At 62.6% G+C, this 18,488-nt stretch carries 16 protein-coding genes; 6 read left to right on the top strand and 10 right to left on the bottom strand.

Translation table 11 applies throughout. The features are described 5' to 3' along the window. Positions 1 to 3 precede the first annotated feature (3 nt). The 3 genes from VJ604_RS08065 to VJ604_RS08055 are packed head-to-tail and all read left to right on the top strand — an operon-like array spanning position 4 to position 1,549. Positions 4 to 603 (top strand): histidine kinase, encoded by a 600-nt coding sequence (locus tag VJ604_RS08065; protein ID WP_324081398.1) that lies wholly within the window; start codon positions 4 to 6, stop codon positions 601 to 603. Further along, the gene (locus VJ604_RS08060; protein WP_324081396.1) at positions 600 to 986 is read left to right on the top strand and encodes a response regulator; all 387 of its coding nucleotides are present in this window, start codon (positions 600 to 602) and stop codon (positions 984 to 986) included. The genes VJ604_RS08065 and VJ604_RS08060 overlap by 4 nt, the downstream gene beginning before the upstream one ends. Further along, entirely contained in the window at positions 983 to 1,549 is a 567-nt protein-coding gene (locus VJ604_RS08055) for a CheB methylesterase domain-containing protein (protein ID WP_324081394.1), read from the top strand. The genes VJ604_RS08060 and VJ604_RS08055 overlap by 4 nt, the downstream gene beginning before the upstream one ends. A 34-nt stretch (positions 1,550 to 1,583) precedes the next feature. Here VJ604_RS08055 and VJ604_RS08050 read toward each other — a convergent pair whose 3' ends face one another. Then, on the bottom strand, positions 1,584 to 2,468 hold the full coding sequence (locus VJ604_RS08050; protein ID WP_324081392.1) for a LysR family transcriptional regulator: 885 nt from the start codon (positions 2,466 to 2,468) through the stop codon (positions 1,584 to 1,586). A gap of 112 nt (positions 2,469 to 2,580) precedes the next feature. Between VJ604_RS08050 and VJ604_RS08045 the strand changes: the two genes are divergently transcribed. Together VJ604_RS08045 and VJ604_RS08040 are read left to right on the top strand one after the other, a co-directional pair. Beyond that, the gene (locus VJ604_RS08045; RefSeq protein WP_324081389.1) at positions 2,581 to 3,816 is read left to right on the top strand and encodes an MFS transporter; all 1,236 of its coding nucleotides are present in this window, start codon (positions 2,581 to 2,583) and stop codon (positions 3,814 to 3,816) included. Between the two features lie 77 nt (positions 3,817 to 3,893). Beyond that, positions 3,894 to 4,166, top strand: coding sequence for a hypothetical protein (locus VJ604_RS08040; RefSeq protein WP_324081387.1), 273 nt, complete (start codon positions 3,894 to 3,896; stop codon positions 4,164 to 4,166). Positions 4,167 to 4,193: 27 nt separating this feature from the next. On the opposite strand, the gene VJ604_RS08035 is transcribed toward VJ604_RS08040, so the two are convergent. Further along, the gene (locus VJ604_RS08035) at positions 4,194 to 5,552 is read right to left on the bottom strand and encodes a TAXI family TRAP transporter solute-binding subunit (protein ID WP_324081385.1); all 1,359 of its coding nucleotides are present in this window, start codon (positions 5,550 to 5,552) and stop codon (positions 4,194 to 4,196) included. Positions 5,553 to 6,089: 537 nt separating this feature from the next. On the opposite strand from VJ604_RS08035, the gene hcp reads away from it, so the two are divergent. Next, complete coding sequence (hcp, locus tag VJ604_RS08030; RefSeq protein WP_324081384.1) at positions 6,090 to 7,715, top strand: hydroxylamine reductase; 1,626 nt, start codon at positions 6,090 to 6,092, stop codon at positions 7,713 to 7,715. Positions 7,716 to 7,955: 240 nt separating this feature from the next. On the opposite strand, the gene VJ604_RS08025 is transcribed toward hcp, so the two are convergent. From VJ604_RS08025 to VJ604_RS07990, 8 genes are all read right to left on the bottom strand, one after another. Further along, complete coding sequence (locus VJ604_RS08025; RefSeq protein WP_324081383.1) at positions 7,956 to 9,395, bottom strand: SH3 domain-containing protein; 1,440 nt, start codon at positions 9,393 to 9,395, stop codon at positions 7,956 to 7,958. A 367-nt stretch (positions 9,396 to 9,762) separates the two neighbouring features. Next, the gene (locus tag VJ604_RS08020; RefSeq protein WP_324081382.1) at positions 9,763 to 10,041 is read right to left on the bottom strand and encodes a hypothetical protein; all 279 of its coding nucleotides are present in this window, start codon (positions 10,039 to 10,041) and stop codon (positions 9,763 to 9,765) included. 112 nt (positions 10,042 to 10,153) lie between these two features. After that, positions 10,154 to 12,340, bottom strand: a complete 2,187-nt coding sequence (gene ppk1 / locus VJ604_RS08015) for a polyphosphate kinase 1 (RefSeq protein ID WP_414652401.1) — start codon at positions 12,338 to 12,340, stop codon at positions 10,154 to 10,156. Between the two features lie 526 nt (positions 12,341 to 12,866). Further along, positions 12,867 to 13,385 (bottom strand): Hsp20/alpha crystallin family protein, encoded by a 519-nt coding sequence (locus VJ604_RS08010; RefSeq protein ID WP_324081380.1) that lies wholly within the window; start codon positions 13,383 to 13,385, stop codon positions 12,867 to 12,869. A 181-nt stretch (positions 13,386 to 13,566) separates the two neighbouring features. Further along, on the bottom strand, positions 13,567 to 13,740 hold the full coding sequence (locus VJ604_RS08005) for a hypothetical protein (protein ID WP_324081379.1): 174 nt from the start codon (positions 13,738 to 13,740) through the stop codon (positions 13,567 to 13,569). A 95-nt stretch (positions 13,741 to 13,835) separates the two neighbouring features. Continuing rightward, positions 13,836 to 15,500, bottom strand: coding sequence for a 6-pyruvoyl-tetrahydropterin synthase-related protein (locus VJ604_RS08000; RefSeq protein ID WP_324081377.1), 1,665 nt, complete (start codon positions 15,498 to 15,500; stop codon positions 13,836 to 13,838). A gap of 282 nt (positions 15,501 to 15,782) precedes the next feature. After that, positions 15,783 to 17,210, bottom strand: coding sequence for an efflux transporter outer membrane subunit (locus VJ604_RS07995; RefSeq protein WP_324081376.1), 1,428 nt, complete (start codon positions 17,208 to 17,210; stop codon positions 15,783 to 15,785). Positions 17,211 to 17,212: 2 nt separating this feature from the next. Further along, positions 17,213 to 18,488: efflux RND transporter permease subunit (locus VJ604_RS07990; protein ID WP_324081375.1), on the bottom strand; the 1,276-nt coding region annotated here is incomplete at its 5' end.

The raw sequence follows: 18,488 nt of genomic DNA, 5'->3' as shown, positions 1-18,488 counted from the left end.
GCCATGCTCAACAAGCAAAGCGCGGCCAAAAAGGAGCGCAGCCTGGACCGGGAGATAACCGAGGTCTCGGTGAAGTTGCTGCCGGGGGAATTCTTCGCCACCGCCGACGGCACCGCCATCGCCACCGTGCTGGGCTCCTGCGTCGCGGTCTGCCTGTTCGATCCCGGCAGCGGCATCGGCGGCATGAACCACTTCATGCTGCCGGAACTGCAGCAGGGTATGAAGGCCGGAAAATGCACCGGCGATTGCAGCACCTCGAACTGCACCCGTTACGGCAGCTGTGCGATTCGTCGGCTGCTGCAGCAGCTGGAGGAGTTGGGGGCGGTCAGGGTGAGGCTGAAGGCCAAGCTGTTCGGGGGGGGCAGGGTGATGGCCGGCATGTCGGACATCGGGGAAAAGAACGCCGTCTTCGCGACCGAACAGCTCGCCCGGCAGCGGATCCCAGTCACGGCCTCCGACCTGGGGGGATGCTGGCCGCGCAAGGTCGTCTTCTATCCGGCCGAGGGACGCGCCCTGGTGAAACGGTTGCTCAAGCTGCCGGTGGAGGAGATGCGGGCGAGTGCCCCTGGGGTGCTTTGGACAGGAAAGGAAGGGAAAAAATGAACAACAGCATAATGATCGTCGACGACAACGAGTTCATCCGCAAGTCGGTCGAAGTCGCCTGCCAGTCGACCTCCTTCACCATCGTCCCGGCGGAGTCGGGCGCGGCATGCCTCCGGCAGCTGGAAGCTGGCTTCAGGGGGGTCATCCTGATGGACGTGATGATGTCGGGGATGGACGGCTGGGACACCATCCGCGAGATGGTGGAGCGCGGCCTCTATCCCGGCAACGTCATCGTGATGCTGACCGGCATCGGAGAACCCGACCTGAAGATGGAGGGGATCCAGGAGTACGTGACCGACTACATGAGCAAGCCCTTCGGCCCCGACCAGCTCATCGAATCGCTCAGGTACTACCTGCTTCTGCTGGACGCCCTTCGCGCATGAACGGCAGGAACCTGGTGGTCATAGGGATCTCGACCGGGGGGCCCTTCACGCTGAAGGACCTCTTCAGCCGTCTCCCCCGGCTGCCGGCGGCCTTCCTGGTGGTGCTCCACATCACTCCGGAGATGGACTACCGGATCGCGATGGGACTGGACGCGGCGGCCAACATGCCGGTGGCCCTGGCGCAGCACGGAGAGCGGCTGAAGGGTGGACACGTCTATCTGGCACCGGGAGGCCTTCACCTGCAGTTGGAGGGGAACCAGCGGGTAAAGCTGTGCGATGGGCCGCGGGTGAACTACGTGCAGCCGTCGGTGGACGTCACCATGCTCTCCCTGGGGAGGTCGTTCAATGGCGGCAAACTGATCGGCGCTATCATGACCGGCATGGGCAAGGATGGTGCGGAAGGGATACTGCACATGAAGAAGATAGGCGGTGTGACCTTTGCCCAGGATGAGGCGTCCTCGACTATCTACGGCATGCCCAAGGCCGCGGTGGAGACCGGTGCGATCGATTTCGTGCTGCCGCCCGCCAGGATGGCCGACAAGCTGGTCGAGCTGCTGAGGTAGCGGCGCCGCTAGCCGCTAGCCCCAGCCCCCTAGCCTACCCCCTCCCCTCCTCCGCCCTCTCCAGCAGGAACTCCACGAAGGCGCGGTTGGCGCGGGATAGGTAGACGTGCCGCTTCCAGGCGATCAGCAGATCCAGGTAGAGGGGAGGGTCGAAGGAGATCGCCGCCAGGTCGCTATCGGCCGCCACCACCATCCTGAGAAAGGTCGAGATGCCGGTGCCGTTTCTCACCAGCGACTTCACCAGCGAGAAGAGGTTGGTCTCGAAGATGATGTTGGGGGTGGCGCCACATCCCTTGACCGCCTCCAGGAAGAACTCCCTGATGAAGTACCCCTCCTTGTAAAAGACCAGCGGCTGCTCGACGAACTCGGCCACGCTCACCCTTTCCCGCTTCGCGAAGGGATGATCGAGCGGCACGCAGATCACCACCTCCTCCCGCAACAGGTGCCGTACCTCAAGGGTGTCGGGGAAGCTCTCCCCGGCCACCACCCCCATGTCAAGTTCCCCCAGCCCGACCATCCGCTGGATATGCGCCGCCCCCTCGCCGAACACGGTGAGACGCAACTGCGGGTACCTCAGGTGAAAATCCCTGATGATATCCGGGAAGAAATAGGCGGAAATCATGGGGGGGATGCCGATCCTCACCTCACCGCTGGCGAGCCCCTTCAGCTCCCCCATCTCCAGCTCGGCAGCCTTCACGTCGTCGATGATGCGGCGGGCATGGGAGACGAAAATCTCACCTTCCGCGGTTAGCGACACCTTCTTGTCCTGCCGGTTGAAAAGAACCAGGTCCAGTTCCTCCTCCAGCTTTTTGACCGCCATGCTGACCGCCGGCTGGGCGATGCGCAGACCCTCCGCCGCCTTGGTGAAACTGCTCACCCTGGCCACTTCCAGGAAGTACCTCAATTGTCGTACATCCATGCCGCCTCTCCATCAATTGATGTTATCGATAACATAACAATTATATATTTTTATTATCGTGAAACAAGGGATAAGATTCCATCATCGCTGAGGCAATGTTCGGGAGAACAAGATGGGTCCGATCAGAAGGGGAACACGAAGATATGTGCAGGTGAACCTGGCCTTCTTTGCCGCCGGCTTCGTCACCTTCATCACCCTGTACGACCTGCAGCCGCTGCTGCCGGTCTTCGCCGCGGAGTTTCGGCTGCACGCAGCCCTGGGCAGCCTGCCGCTCTCGGTGGCGACCTGCGCGCTCGCCGTCGCCATGCTCTTTGCCGGCAGCATCTCCGAAACCGTCGGCCGCAAGCGGGTCATGGTCTGCTCGCTGGTAATCACCTCGCTGCTGGCGCTGATGACCGCCTGCACCCACACGTTCCTGTCACTGCTGGCCCTGCGCCTCTTGCAGGGGATAGCGCTGGCGGGACTCCCCGCCATCGCCATGGCCTACTTGAGCGAGGAGATCGAGCCCTCAGCCCTTAGCTCCGCCATCGGCCTCTACATCAGCGGCAACGCCATCGGGGGGATGACCGGCCGCATCTTCACGGCAACCGTCACTCAATACTTCTCCTGGCGCATCGCCTTGGGGGTGATCGGCGCCTTCTGCCTGGCACTGAGCCTCTACTTCGCCAAGGCTCTTCCCCCCTCCTCGAACCCGCAGCGGCGTCCCTTCGCGGTGGGCTACCTGTTCAGCTCCCTGCTCAGGCAACTCAAGGACCCGGGGCTGCTCTGCCTGTACGGCATCTCCTTCTTCTGCATGGGCGGCTTCGTGACGCTCTACAACTACATCACCTTCCGGCTGCTGGCCGCCCCCTACTCCTTCAGCCACACCGCGGTAAGCTGCATCTTCCTGGTCTACCTGGCCGGGTCCTTCAGCTCCTCCGCGATCGGACGCCAGGTTGAGCGCTACGGCCGCAGCCGGATGCTCTACCTCTGCCTGGGGACCATGGGAGCGGGAGCCATGGTGACCCTCTCCGGCCAGGTCGCCGTCATCGTGGCCGGCATCGCCCTCTTTACCTGCGGCTTCTTCGGCGCCCACACCATCGCCTCCAGCTGGGTAGCGGCCAGGGCCCGCACTGCCCGCGCGCAGGCGGCCTCGCTGTACCTGTTCAGCTACTATCTCGGCTCCAGCATTTCCGGTACGGTGGGAGGGGTGTTCTGGTCCTCCCTGGGATGGCACGGGGTGATCCTGCTGATAACGGCGCTGCTGGCGATGGCGAGCTTGCTTGGGTGGAGACTTGCGGGGCTTTCGGAACCGGCTTTGGCGGAGGCGGGAAGCACCGTGGCGAGCATGGAAGCGGCCCGCAGCTGAACGGGCAGGGCACACGCGGGATTTAAGTTTCGAAGCCCTGGGTCGATATGTCAGGTATATCGACACCAGGAGCAGACATGCCTGACCTTGTACACCTTGCCAATGGTATTTCAATCCCCGTAGAGATGCTGCCGATCTGGGAGCGGCTGGCGGAGTTCGCCACCATCCACGGGCCGGTTTTCGAAGCGGAACTCAAGCAGCTCGGTTTGAACCTGCGCCCTATCTTCTCCCTCAATTCATCCATCGGCGGCGATCAGGCGGTCTCCTTCGGCACCGCCACGCCGTCCACCGTCCAGTTCGTCATCCGCCCGGACATCTACCGCGCCATGATCGGCACCATCAACAACTGATTCCCCGCTAGGCTTTAACCCCTTCCCTCAGCGCGCCTCCGCATTTTCCCGGTACCGGTCGCTCACGAACTTGATGTGGTCGCGCAGCACGTAGAACTGCTCGGCGTAGGCCAGCGGCATCTTCATCTTGTTCACCTGCGCCTCGATCTCGTCCAGCCTGGCCAGCAACTCGGCCCGCTCCTCATTGGAGGGATGGGCCAGGATGTCGCGCTCGATGGCGATCAGCGCGCCGTACCAGCGGTAGATGCGTGACTTGATGCGCCACCGGTAGATGGCGGGGAGCACCTTCAGCCCAGGGATCAGCAACACCACGATCGGCACGAAGACCACCAGCGTCCGGTCCACCAGGGTCGCCAGCCAGAAGGGGAGCCGGCGATACAGGAACGATTTGCCGGAGTTGTAGAACCGCTTGGCGTCCGGGCTCACGATGAACTCATGCTCAAGAGGGGCGGGAAACTCGTTCGCCTTCTGCAAGAGGGTCGGCCGGCTGTGCACCTCGCGGGCCGCCTCGATCAGCAGGTCGGAAAGGGCCGGGTGCAGTTTGTTGCGGGCGACCAGCTCCACCGTCGGCCCGATCAGGTGGATGTCCTGGGGGGGCATGTTCTTGCCGAAGTCGAACACCCCCATGGGGAGGTCCAGGTCGAGCAGGTACGGGAACTTCCGTGAGTAGCCGGCGCTCTGCTGGAAATCGAAGAGCCGGATGCCGGGGGTCCACAACAGCTGTTTCATGAGGGGCGGGGTGGCTGAATCACCCATCAGGAAGGCAGCGTCCACCCTCCCCTCCAGCAGGGCCTTCGCCGCATCCATCCCCCCGAGGCTGAAGAGTTCGGTGGGACCGCCCGGTTCGATACCGTTGGCCTTGAGCAGGATGAGGGCGAGCATGTGGGTACCGCTTCCTTCCGGCGCGATGGCAAGTTTCTTCCCCGCAAAGCCGGAGAGCAGGGTAACCGGCTCCGGACTGCGGTAGAAGATGAGCAGCGGCTCGTGAAATACGCTTCCCAGGGAAACGAGGCTGCTCACGTCCATGCCGGTCGCCACCCCTCCCTGCACGAAGGCGAGATCCACCCTCAGGTTGGGATTCAGCAGGCGTTGCAGGTTGTCCAGCGACCCTTGCGAGGGGATCACCCTCAGGTTGACGCCGTCTCTGGCCAGGATCTTGCGGTACTTCTCGGCGTGGGTCATGAAGAGGCTGCCCGGCGGGCCTGCCGAGATGGTGATGTTCTTGGGGGGCGCCGGCTGGACGTACCAGAAGGCGAGCCAGATGACGGCCGCGGTGAGTAGCACCAGCGGGAGGACGCTCACCAGCAAGTCCCTCAGTGAGATCCCGGTCAGCCGCGATAGCGGCCTCAAGTGCGAAAGCTTTCTGATCCGTTCAGAGTGATCCACGTCGACACCTACCTTTCCTCAACTTCCTGCCTATAGATGCAGCCCCGGCAGGTATCCCCTCACCAGCTCTAATTTTAATAAATGTGGCCGAGCTTGTCAGCACGCTTACGCGCCCCCCATCCTCACCCTGTCCCTCCCCTTGAAGGGGAGGGAACCCATGGCGGACGGTAATGACAGGGCGACTCCCACCAGCGGTTATCTCATCCTATGAGCCATCGTCACCGCACCTTCCGACAAAAAAGATCCGGATGCACAGATTGTACGATTTTATGACTTAGGTCAAGGCAGCTGTGAAGGGACCGAGGTAAGGTTGCACCATCGAACGGCGGGAGAAGCGGAAAAAATGCAATCCCCCCTGTCCCCCCTTTATCAAGGGGGGAACCAATTACGTAAGAACATCAGTTAGTGAAAAAATAATGCCCCGCAGTGGGCAGCACGGAGAGTTCAATGATCAAAACGGTAAAAAGCTGGCTCGGATTTTCGAAATCGAACGATAACGCAACTACCACCAACACAGTACAGGGGGAAAAAATGGATATGTTTTGCTTTCAGTGTGAACAGGCCGCCAACGGCGGGTGCTCCAAGGTCGGCGTCTGCGGCAAGAAACCGGATGTAGCTGCCCTGCAGGACCTCCTGGTCTACGCGATGAAAGGTATCGCCTTCTGGGCTGACAAAGCCCGCGCCAAAGGCGCCAAGGACACCGAGATCGACCGCTTCATGCTGGACGGCCTCTTCACCACCGTCACCAACGTCGACTTCGACGCCGAGGAGATCGCCAAGCTGGTACGCGAGGCGGCCAAGCAGCGCGACCGCGCCCAGGCGCTCTTCGAGAAGGCAAACGGCGGCACCTACACCGGCCCGGTACCCGAGGCGGCCAAGCCCTTCAACGCAGGGAGCACCGCTGAACTGGTCGCTCTGGGCGAGCAGCACGGCGTGAAGGATTCCTCCATCGACCCGGACGTGAAGAGCGTCCAGGAGATCATCATCTACGGCATCAAGGGATACGCGGCCTACGCCCACCACGCCCTGGTCATCGGCCACGAAGACGACGAGATTTACGCCTACACCCACAAGGCGCTGGCAGCCACCCTCGACAAGAGCCTGGGGCTGATGGACTTCGTCGGCCTGGCGATGGAGTGCGGCAAGACCAACCTCACCACCATGGCGCTGCTCGACAAGGCCAACACCGACAGCTTCGGGCACCCGGTACCGACCCCGGTGCAGCTCGGCACCAAGGCCGGCAAGGCGATCCTGGTTTCCGGCCACGACCTGCGCATGCTTGAGGAACTCCTGAAGCAGACCGAAGGTAAAGGGATCAACGTCTACACCCACGGCGAGATGCTGCCGGCCCACGGCTACCCGGGCCTCAAGAAGTACTCGCACCTGGCCGGCAACTTCGGCGGCGCATGGCAGGATCAGGCCAAGGAATTCGTCAACTTCCCGGGCGCCATCATCTTCAACACCAACTGCATCCAGCGTCCCGCCGAGAGCTACAAAGATCGCCTGTTCACCTGGGGTCTGGTCCAGTGGCCGGACGTCAAGCACATCGACGGCTTCGACTTCTCCGCCGTAGTCAACAAGGCCCTGGAACTGCCGGGCTTCGAAGAGAACCCGGGCCAGGAGATCCTCACCGGCTTCGGGCACAACGCGGTACTCGGCGTGGCCGACAAGGTCATCGACGGTGTCAAGTCCGGCGCCATCCGTCACTTCTTCCTGATCGGCGGCTGCGACGGCGCCAAGAGCGGCCGTAACTACTACACCGAGTTCGCCGAGCAGGTACCCAAGGACTGCGTGATCCTGACCCTGGCCTGCGGCAAGTTCCGCTTCAACAAGCTCGAATTCGGCGACATCGGCGGCATCCCGCGCCTGCTGGACATCGGGCAGTGCAACGACGCCTACTCGGCCATCCAGATCGCGGTCGCCCTGGCCGGCGCCTTCGGCTGCGGCGTCAACGACCTGCCGCTCTCCTTCATCCTCTCCTGGTACGAGCAGAAGGCAGTGGCGATCCTGCTGACCCTGCTCCACCTCGGCGTGAAGAACATCAAGCTGGGACCGAGCCTGCCGGCCTTCATCACCCCGAACGTGCTGAACTTCCTGGTCGAGAACTTCAACATCGGCCCGATCGGCACCGCCGAAGGCGACCTCAAGCAGATCCTCGGCTAACAGCCGCTACCTCCTGACCGGGAAAAGCGGGTCAGCGGGAGCAAGAAACAGGCAGTAGCAACAAGAAGGCGGATCCGGGTAACCGGGTCCGCCTTTTTCTTTGCCCTCTTTTTATTCTTTCTCAAACTTGTCCGACACTCCCTCTCCCGCCGGGAGAGGGCTGGGGTGAGGGAAGCTTCCACGCAGATGCGGGGCCACCCTCACCCCCGGCCCCTCTCCCGTCGGGCGAGGGGAGAAAGCTTACCTGCAGCGATCGGTTACGCTCCCCATCTCGGTGATCTTCTCCAAAAGCGACCAGCCCGGCACCAGCCCAAGCTCCTTGCCCAGTTCAAGGGTGGTGATCGCGGAGACCCCGGTTACCAGCGTCCTGCCACCGTTGCCATCCTTCACCCGTATCGACCAGGAGGCATGGTACACCAAGGGCTGCCCATCCTTGTCCACCCCCACGTAAAGCATGATATGCCCCGGCTTGTAAAGGAGCGTCAGGAAGGGAAGCCCCTTCGCCTTGATCAGCTCCGCCCTCGCCTGTGCAGAGGCGTGGTTGAAGCGCACAGGATGGCCGGTGGAGGCGATCTGGTCCCCGGAGGTGCGCGGCAGCCAGATGCCGAAGGGCATGAAGAAATCCCGCAACAGCGCCGAGCAGTCCCTCAGGTCGTAGAGCTCCCCCCATCCATAGGGCTGGCCGAGCAGTGAGTCCCCGACCTGGGCGACGGTCCGATTGTCAAAGGTAAGAGGAAACCGTGCCGCAGAATCCCCCGCGATCTGTACCGACCGTATCTCCGCCTTGCCACCTTCCCCCGCCGACGCTATCCGCAACGTCCAATGACCTTCCCCCTCTCCGGAGATAGGGAGGATGGTGCCCAGCTTGACGCGGGAGGTAGCGATCCCCTTGCCGTCCGCGATGGCGAGATCGTCCCGGAGGATGACCACCTTCGGTGTGCGGATCCACTCGTCGATCAAGGCCTGGTCGACGAAGGCGACGTCACGGGTCTCCACCCAGCCACTGGAAGAGGCGCTCTCTACGAAGTACCAGGCCCCGTCGCGGGAGATGTGCAGCACCCGCAGCGGCTCGTTGAGCTTCAGCTGGGGAAAGGCGAGCATGTCGAAGGGGGCATCTTCCCAGGTGTTGTAGAGTGGCTGAGGCGTCGGCAGCCCCCGCAGGTGACCGGGAGCCACCGCGATGGCGGCGGCGTTGCGGGAAGGAAACGAGTCCAGCGCGCAGTTATCAAGCAGCTTTTGCAGGAACTCGTGGGGGACCCTGCGCTTGTTCACGCCGTTCCAGCGCGCCTTCGCCTCGTTGATCATGAACGATTTCGCCTCCTGCGGGTTGAGGAGGGGGACCATCCGGGTCCACGGTTTGTAGAACTCGCGCTGGAACTGGTCCAGCAGGCGCTGCTGGCAGGTTTCGGCAAGGGCGACGCCGCCACCAGACAGCGCCGGCAATTCCTCAATCCTTTGCGGGATGCGCGACAGGTCCTCGAGGTCACGCTCCGTTCCCTTGCCAGGAGGTGGCGCCTCCTCGCAGACGGGCTCCGGGAGGAATAGGGGGGCGGTCTCGGTGAGCCCCGGAAGGGGGGGGGCGAGGACCTCCGGAGGTGTATGGGAGCAGGCGCCGAGCGCCAGGGCAAGCCAAGATATTACGAGCTTTCTGCCAAGGGAGGAAACGGGTGAGGGGAACATGGTATCTCCGAAGCACCCTTCCGCTGGGGCCGCCCCTCTTACCGAAGGGCGGAGCCGGTCAGGTGCATTACCGTGAGTGATTGTCGCCATACAAAAGTATAGCTGATCAGCCGCATTCTTCCGGCCAGCGCCACGCGCCCCCTCCTGTGGTCACTGGAGAGGCGTCGTGAGCAGCCAACAGTCCCCTCTCCCTCCGGGAGAGGGAGAGCTGGAAGAGGGGGATAGAGGCGATGGAACGGCCAACGGCACGGCGGGATCGAGGTGAAGGATTTACTTTCGCTGACTTCGCAGTGACGGTAAAACGCTGAAAGAGGTATGAGGTGGGGGGCCGACAAAGAAAAAGCCGCGGCGAAAGGCGGCTTTTAATCTACTCCTTCTCTTTAGGCTCGGCGGCCGACTGGACGATCACACTGTCACAGAGGATCTTCTTGCTGTCCTGCATGTCGGAGTACTTGAAGCCGCCGCCAAGGGTGGTGGGAGAACAGACGTTATCGGGCGAGTTGGCGTTCACCAGGCAGATCGCGCAGGTAACGGTCGGGTTGTCGGTCAGCCTCTCAACCTCCGCGACCTCACCTTTGCTGTGCAGGTAGCAGATATGATGCTCATGATCGCCGGTGCAAACGCAGGTGGTTTTCGTGTCGGGCATCTTGGTCACCTCCTTGTGCGGATCTACGGAGGCTGGTCCTTCGTACGCAGGTCCAATGGTTATGCTAGCGCTTTTGGCTGGCAGTGTCACCCTTTATCAAACTCCGAGACGGTCATAACAGCTTGATTTTAACCTGCTTCTTGAGCGACTCCTTGAGCCGCTTCTGGGCCAGCGCGATCAGCATCTGGTGGGACCCTTCCCCGCTTTCCCCTTCCGCGGGGCGGCGCTGCACGTAGCTGCCGTTTGACTGCATGTCCCAGGCGGAACGGTGGTCGGCGTCAAAGCACTCGAAGATGCTCCAGACCTCGCGGGTCAGCTCCGGCTGGGTAACCGGGCAGAGGATCTCAACCCGGGCCTCCAGGTTCCGCTTCATAGCATCGGCCGAGGCGATGAAGAACTCCTCTGCCCCGCCATTTCTGAAGTAGTAGATCCTGGCATGTTCCAGAAAACGCCCGACCACGCTGACCACCCGGATATTCTCGGAGAGCCCCGGTATCCCTGGGCGTAGCGTGCAGGTGTCGCGCACGTACAGGTCGATCTTGACCCCTGCCATGGACGCCTTGTAGAGCGCCTTGACGATGTCACCGTCCTCCAGGGCGTTCATCTTGAACTTGATCAGCCCGCCACCGGCCTCCTTATGGAGGGCAATCTCGCGCTCGATCCGCGTCAATAGCCCCTTTTTGAGGAACTTGGGGGCTGGCATCAGCGACTGGTAGTTACGCTTGGCGGTGAAGCCGGTGGTCAGGTAGTTGAAGAGCTCGGTGACGTCCTGGGCGATGGTCTGGTCGCAGGTGATCAGCCCCAGATCGCTGTAGATGCGAGCGGTCTCCGCATGGTAGTTACCGGTGCCGATGTGCACGTAGCGCCTTAAGCCCTGGAAATCCTGGCGCACGACCAGGATCACCTTGCAGTGGGTCTTTAGCCCCACCACCCCGTAGGTGACGTGGATACCGGCCTCCTCCATCTGCTCGGCCAGCCTGATGTTGGTCGCCTCGTCGAAGCGCGCCTTCAGTTCCACCACCACCGCCACCTGCTTGCCGTTCTGGGCAGCCTGCAAAAGCGCGTCGATGATCCTGCTCTGGCTCGAGGTCCGATACAGGGTCATCTTGATCGCCCGCACCTTGGGATCCTCCGCCGCCTCCCGCAGGAACCGCTCCACAGTGGTGGAGAAGGAGACGTAGGGGTGCTGCAACAGGATGGCGTCAGCATCACGGATGATGTGGAAGATGTTGCGGGTGGAGAGGAGCTGCGGGTGGTCGATCGGATGGTGGGCGGGGTCGTGCAGGCGCGGGTAGTCCAGGCGCGCGATCTCGAACAGGTCGCGTTTGGCGAGCATCCCGGAGACCTCGAAGACGTCGTTTTCCTCGTCCAGCTCCAGTTCGGCGGCCAGACGTCCACGATGCATCGGCTCCATGCCGGCCGCGACCTCCAGGCGCACGATCGGCGCGAACTTGCGCTCCTTGAGCTCGGACTCGATCATCGCCATCAGGTCGTCCGCCTCCTCCTCGTCCTTCTCGGTGTTGGCGTTGCGGGTCACCCTGAAGATCTCGCAGGAGACGATGGTCATCCCCGGGAAGAGCATGTCCAGGTTGTTCATCATCACCTCTTCCAAGGGGATGAAGTGATCCGCCTTCCCGATCCGGATGAAGCGGGGAGAACCGAGGCCGACCGGCACCTTCACGCGGGCCAGCGAGAGCTCCCGGGATTTGGGGTAGCGCAGGGTGACCAGCAGGTTCAGCGACAGGTTGGAGATGAAGGGGAAGGGGTGGGCGGGATCGATGGATTGCGGTGTCAGGAGCGGGTAGATGTTGTCGTAGTAGTGCTCCCTCAACTGCTTCTTCTGCTTGGCGGTGAGGGTCTGGTAGCTCTCGATGATGATGCCCTTCTGCTCCAGAAGCGCCCGCACCTTGCTGAACGCCTCCTTGATATGGGCATTGATGTCGCGCAGCACCATCTGGGACTCGAGCACCTGCTGGCGGGGGGTGCGCCCGTCCAGCGTCAGGTCGTGCATGCCGGCGCCGATCTGCTGCTTGAGGCCGCCGATCCTCTTCATCACGAATTCGTCGAGGTTGGAGCTGACGATGGCGATAAACTTGAGCCGCTCCAGAAGCGGCGTCCGCTCGTCGACCGCCTCGTGCAGCACGCGCCGGTTGAATTCCAGCCAGGTAAGCTCCCTGTTCAGAAACCATTCGCTGTCGGTGAGGTCGAAGGGACATGCCTCCTCCGCCACCGACTCCTTGTGTTTCGCGGTGGCGGCCTTGGCTGCTTTCTCGGCCCCCTTCAAGATCTTCGGCTTCACCGGAGCCTTGGCTGATTTCTCCTTGGCAGCCTTGGCCTTACCCTTCCTGTCCCGATGCGGATGAGGGACCACTTCGTCGGCCGTGCTTACGCTGGCGGGAAGCGGCGGCTGCGACGGATGCGCAGGTTGGGATACTCCCACCTCCGGCGCAGCATGCGAGGCAGCCTGGACGGGCGAGTCTGCCGGTTCGGCCACGGCAAAGATTTCGTATTCCCTGGGAGGAGCTACAGCGGTGAGCTCGTGGTGTGAACCTTCCGACAACGCGGTTTTCTTGGCTATCACGGAAATCTCCGACAGATTTGACATATATAATGATTACACTACTTTCCGCTCCCTCGCAAGTTACAGCCATGTGACAATGGGAATTGCGAGGAAACCTATAGTCGGCATCCGTTGAGAGCTTGATAGGTCGGCGTTGGATACTCAACATGCCGTTCTCAAATAAATAAACAATGGCCGCGACAACCGCCGCAGCCATTGATGACCGGCACAAAGCCGTTACTGCTTATTCTGTTTTTCTCGCGCGTTACTCGATGTTCAGCTTCCTGACGCGCTTGGCAGCCTCTTCGCTCTTCGGAATCCTCACTTCCAGGATGCCGTCTTTGAAGGTGGCCCGAGCCTTGTCGGAAAGGGTTTCCACCGGCAGCTGGCAGGTCCGGCTGAAGGAACCGGAAGAGGTTTCGCACCGGTAGTAGTTCCCTTCCTGCACCTTGTTCTGGGTGGTTTTCTCGCCCGAGATGGTGATGCTGTCAGGGGTCAGCTGGACGTTGAGGTCTTCTTTCCTCATGCCAGGTATCTCGGCTTTGACGATCACCGACTCGCCGTCTTCGTAGATGTCCACCGGGACGTAGAGACGCTCGGAAGTCTCGCCACTGATGTGCGGAGACCAGAGCGAGAAGAACGGCCGTTTGAACATCTCGTCAAAGAGGCGATCCATCTGCGCGAACGGAGAAACAGCCCCACGGCTCCCCCGGGTCTGCTGCAGCTGGCTGCTCTGTTGACCTTGCTGCCCTTCCAGGATGCTTTTTTCGTTCTTTTCAAACATAAGGCACCTCCCGACTTCATTCCTTCCTACACTTTTTATGATAATTCAATTAACTATATCTAGTCAACAGGTCTGCGGCCTGCCTGCCGAAGGCTGGTCTACAGGGGCTGCGCGAGCTGCTGCCCTTCCCTCCCAACAAAAAAGGGCACCGCATCGGTGGTGCCATTCCTCATGAAAGACACTATTCCTTTTCCTTGATCCCAGCGGACTCCGCCGTTTCCCCCTGCCTCCTCTTGGCAGCCCTCTTCCTGAGTATCCGCATCACCTCGGCCGAGTTCCACTCCTTCTCCTCCTTGCGCCGCTCGAGCACCATTATCAGCGGGTTCGTCCGCCTCGCCAGTTCGTCGTCATCCATGTCGACCTCCTCGCCCCGCGGGGCAGCTGCCGGTGGCTCGCTGAAACAGTTATTATGATACCGCAGTCAGCCGAAATCGGTCGGACCCGGCCTGGCTATCGCGGGCGGCGAAATATCAGCAGCAAGACGGCCAGCGCCGGCAGAGAAGCCAGCGAGAGCGCCTTGCCGAGCTTCCTGGCCGGGGTGTCCTCGAAGACCAGTTCGAGGCGGTGCCTGCCGGGCGGCACCTGCGCCAGCAATGCGCCGGAGCCGGGCTCGATGCCAACGGCGGCGGGGCTGCCATCGAGGTAGCTCCGCCAGCCGGGGAAGTAGAAGGTGCGTAACCTGATGGTGACAGCCCCGTCGGCGATGACCGCCACTTCCCTGCGGGTGGACTGCCAGCGCACCACCGAGGCCGAGCCCCTTCCCGCCGTCACCTCGGCCTTTCCAGAAGACAACAGTCCTGCCACCGCCGCCCCTGCCGGCATGTGCTCGCGCGGCGATGGCGATGTCTGGGCGCTCAGCTCGGCCTCCGTCACCCCACGTGCCTCCCATATGTAACAGAGGTCAACAGCAGCCATGGCCAGGACGGTCACTGTCGCCGCCTTGACAAAGTTGGCTGCCGGCAGAGCCTCCTCCTGCTTAGCCCACAGCCAGGCGGCAGCCGGTGTGCAGAGCAGGGCGGTAAGCGGCACCCAGCGGTACGGGAACTGGATGTAGTTGAAAAACGGAATGCTGCGCCACATCCACTCCGAAGCCCCGACCGTCGGATACATGGTAAGCAGCGCCACTGCCAGAAAGGCGGCGGTCAGCGAAGCGGCCTTCTCCGTCGACAACTGCCTCGCACGGCTTCGTACCAGCCGAAGCAGCGAGCAGGCCAGTACAGCGACCAGCAGCAGTTCGTACACCAGGTACATGCGATGGAACCCCTGCCAGAATTTGATGACGTGGGGAGGTATGAGGTGGAGGCGGTTGGGGTAAAAGAAGAAGTAGCTGTAGAGAAAGCCGGGGCCCTGGGTGACGAAGGCGCTTACCTGCAGGTGGCTTCGTTCGAAGGCAACCGGCAGCAGGTAGGCGGCGGAGACCAGGGCACCTAAACCGACCACCACCGGCAGGGCCCAAAGCTCGGCGGGTCGCCTGGCTACGAGCGCCAGGGCCAGGAGCAGAGCGGCCATGACCAAAACGAACATGTAGGCGTTGATCAGGTGGGTGAGCAGTAGCCCTCCATAACAGAGACCACCCCATATGAGCGGAGAAGCCTTCCGGCCACGGTGGTGGCGCAAAAGCTGGAGGAGCAGCGGTGCGTACCAGACGGTGGAGACCGTAGCGGCGAAAGAGCCGCAGATGTACTGCTGCAAGATGGTGAGCGGAAAAAGGAGGTAGCAGAGCGCGGCCATGAATGCGCTTCTGGTCGTAAAGATCTCCCTCAAGAGGCAGAAGACGCCGGCGACGGTGAGGAAAAGCGACAGCCACCGGACCAGGTTCATCCCCACCAGCAGTGACCCGGTCAATTCGGCCATCGCTGCGGTCGCATAAAAGAAAAGAGGCGGGTAGAGCAGAAAGGTGGGGCTGCCATAGCCGTTACATTCGTCCGGGAGCCAGCGCGGATAGAACACCCCTTCCCCCAGTCCCTGCAGGAACTGGCGGGCCCACCCCACATAGACGCGGGTATCGTCGAGGAGTATTACGCAGTAGTAGCCTCCGACCAGGAACTGCTTCGCCGCCAGCAGCGCAGTTACCATGAAGAGGAGACAGAGGTAGAGGTGGGACGGCTTTCTCATTATCTCACCAGTCAACAGTGATCACCCCTGACAAGATTAATAGTATTAAATTATCGGCGAGAACAGCTGGTGGCTGAAACAAAAAGGAAGGCGGGACGAGCGGCACGTCTGCGAAGATGCGGGGCTTCCCTCACCCCGACCCTCCGCCGGAGGGGGAGGGAGTGCTGGCATGGGGTTGGATTGGTGCAAGGAGAGCACGGCGAAGAGGTTTCGAAAGAAAAAGGGAGCAGGATCCATATCCCCGCTCCCTTTTTGCTTTCTGAACGACCTGTGGTGTTTCGGCTACATCCCCTCTTTTACCGGCTCGGCGCCGCCACCCAGCACCTTGTAGAGGTTGACCATGTTGGCGAGCTTGGAGAGGCGCAGGGTGACCAGGCCCTGCTGGGCCGTGTACAGCGAGCGCTGGGCGTCCAGCACGGAGAGGTAGTTGTCGACCCCGCCGCTGAAGCGGGCGCTGGAGAGACGGTAGCTCTCGGCGCTGGAATCGACCAGTGCCTGCTGCGAGGTCAGCCGGCCGCCCACGGTTCCGTAGCGCGCCAGGGCGTCGGCCACCTCGCGGAAGGCGACCTGGATGGCCTTCTCGTACTCGGCCACCGCGATGCTGGTGTCGACCTCGGCCACCTTCAGGTTGGCCCGGTTCTGGCCGCCGTTGAAGATCGGCACGCTGATCTGCGGCAGGAACGACCAGGCCCCGGAACCGCCGGAGAAGAGGCCTACCAGCTCGTTGCTGGAGGTACCGATGGCGGTGGTCAGCGTGATGCGGGGGAAGAAGGCTGCGCGGGCGGCACCGATGTTGGCGTTGGCCCCTCTCAGGAGGTTTTCCGCCTGCAGCACGTCGGGACGCCGGGCGAGCAGTTCGGAAGGAAGCCCCGGCGCCACCTCTTTCAGCGCGGTTACCGCGGTGAGGCCGTTGGGCAGCAGTTCGGTCGGCACGGGAGAGCCGGCCACCAGCTCGAGGGCGTTGATGTCTGCCGCGATCTGCTCGGTGTACTGACCGATGTCCACCCGCGCCGATTCCACGGTGGTCGCGGCACGGCTCAAGTCGAGTGCGGTGGCGACCCCCATGTTAAAGCGGCTCTTGGTCAGCTCGTAGGAGGCCTCCTGAGCGGCCAGGGTGTCCTGGGCGATCTTCAGCCGCTCACGGTCGGCGGCCAGGATCAGGTAGTTGTTGGCCACCTCGGCCACCAGGCTGATCTGCACCGCACGCTGCGCCTGCTCGGTGGCGAAGTACTGCTGGAGCGCCTGCTCGTTCAGGCTGCGCACCCGCCCGAACAGGTCGACCTCGTAGGAGCTCACCCCCACCCCCAGGTTGTAGGCGTGGGTGACCGCCGGCTTCCCGTTGCCGGAGATGGTGCGCGGCAGCCGCTGCGCGGCGTAAGAGGCATTAGCGTTCACCGCCGGGAAAAGGGCGGCGCGCTGGACCCGGTACAGGGCCTGCGAGCGCTCGATGTTGAGGGTGGCCACCCGCAGGTCGCGGTTGTTCTTCAGGGCGAGCTCGATGACCTTGCGCAGGTTTTGGTCCACGAAGAACTCCTGCCAGGCGATGTCCCCCAGGGCCGGGCCCTGCGCGGCGGTCCCCTGGTAGGCCGCGCCGGTGGGGAAGGCGCTCGGTGTCGGGAGCGCCGGCCGGGTGTATTTAGGCGCCATGGTGCAGCCGGTCACGGCCAGCACCGCACCCATGGCGAGCGAGAGAGCTACTCTACGATTCATAGCTAGTTAACCTCCGAGGCGGATACCGCTGGTTTCGCCGTTCCTTCTCCCGCACCCCCCTCCGCATGTCCGGCCTGGGCCGGTTGGAGAGCGGGCGCCTTCTTGGCGAAGATCCGGGAGACCAGCACGAAGAAGAAGGGGATGAAGATCAGGTCGATGAAGGTCGCCGACAAGAGGCCGCCGGTGACCGCGGTACCGATGGCGTTCTGGGCACCGGCGCCGGCCCCTTTGGTGAGGGCGAGCGGCAGGGTGCCGAAGAAGAAGGCGAGCGAGGTCATGATGACCGGACGCAGCCTGATCCTGACCGCCGCCTTGGTCGCCTCCATCAGCCCCAGCCCCTGGTGCATCTGCTCCTTGATGAACTGGATGATCAGGATGGCATTCTTGGTGGAGAGGCCGACCGTGGTCAAGAGGCCGATCTGCAGGTAGACGTCGTTGGGCAGCATGCGGAACTTGACCGCGGCCACCGCGCCCACCAGGCCAAGCGGCAGCATGAGCAGGTTGACGAAGGGGATGGTCCAGCTCTCGTAGAGGGCCGCCACGCTCAGGAACACCACCAGCAGCGAGATGGCATAGAGGGCCGGCGCCTGCGCCCCTGCGTTCTTCTCCTCGTAGGAGAGGCCGGTCCATTCGTAGCCGATCCCCGGCGGCAGCTTGGCCGCCATCTTCTCCAGCTCGGCCATGGCCTCGCCGGTGCTCACCCCGGGAGCGGCCTGCCCCATGATCTCCACCGACGGGATGCCGTTGTAGCGCTCCAGGCGCGGAGAGGCGTAGCGCCAGTGGGCGGTGGCAAAGGCCGAGAAGGGGACCATGGCGCCCAGGTTGTTGCGGACGTACCAGCGGTTGATGTCCTCAGGCACCATGCGGTGCTGGGCGTCGGACTGCAGGTAGACCTTCTTGACGCGGCCGTTCTGGATGAAGTTGTTGACGAAGGAACTACCCCAGCCGCTGGAGAGGGCGTTGTTGACGTCGTCCAGGGAGACCCCGAGGGCGCCAGCCCTGACGTCGTCGATGTCGAGTTTGAACTCGGGGGAGTCGTCCTGGCCGTTAGGTCGCACGCCAACCAGCTTGGGGTTCTTCATGGCCATGCCCAACAGCTGGTTCCTGGCCTCCATCAGCTTGGCGTGGCCGACGGCGCCCCTGTCCTGCAGCTGGAAGTCGAAGCCGTTGGCCTGACCGAGCTCGACCACCGCGGGGGGCGCGAAGGCGAAGGCGAGGCCGTCCCTGAACTTGGAGAAGGCCCCCATCGCCCTTCCCACCACCGCCTTGGTGCGCAGG

Origin of the sequence: Geomonas sp. (assembly GCF_035254065.1) — a bacterium.
Taxonomy (GTDB): domain Bacteria; phylum Desulfobacterota; class Desulfuromonadia; order Geobacterales; family Geobacteraceae; genus Geomonas.
This window is presented reverse-complemented; position numbering and strand designations above follow the sequence as displayed.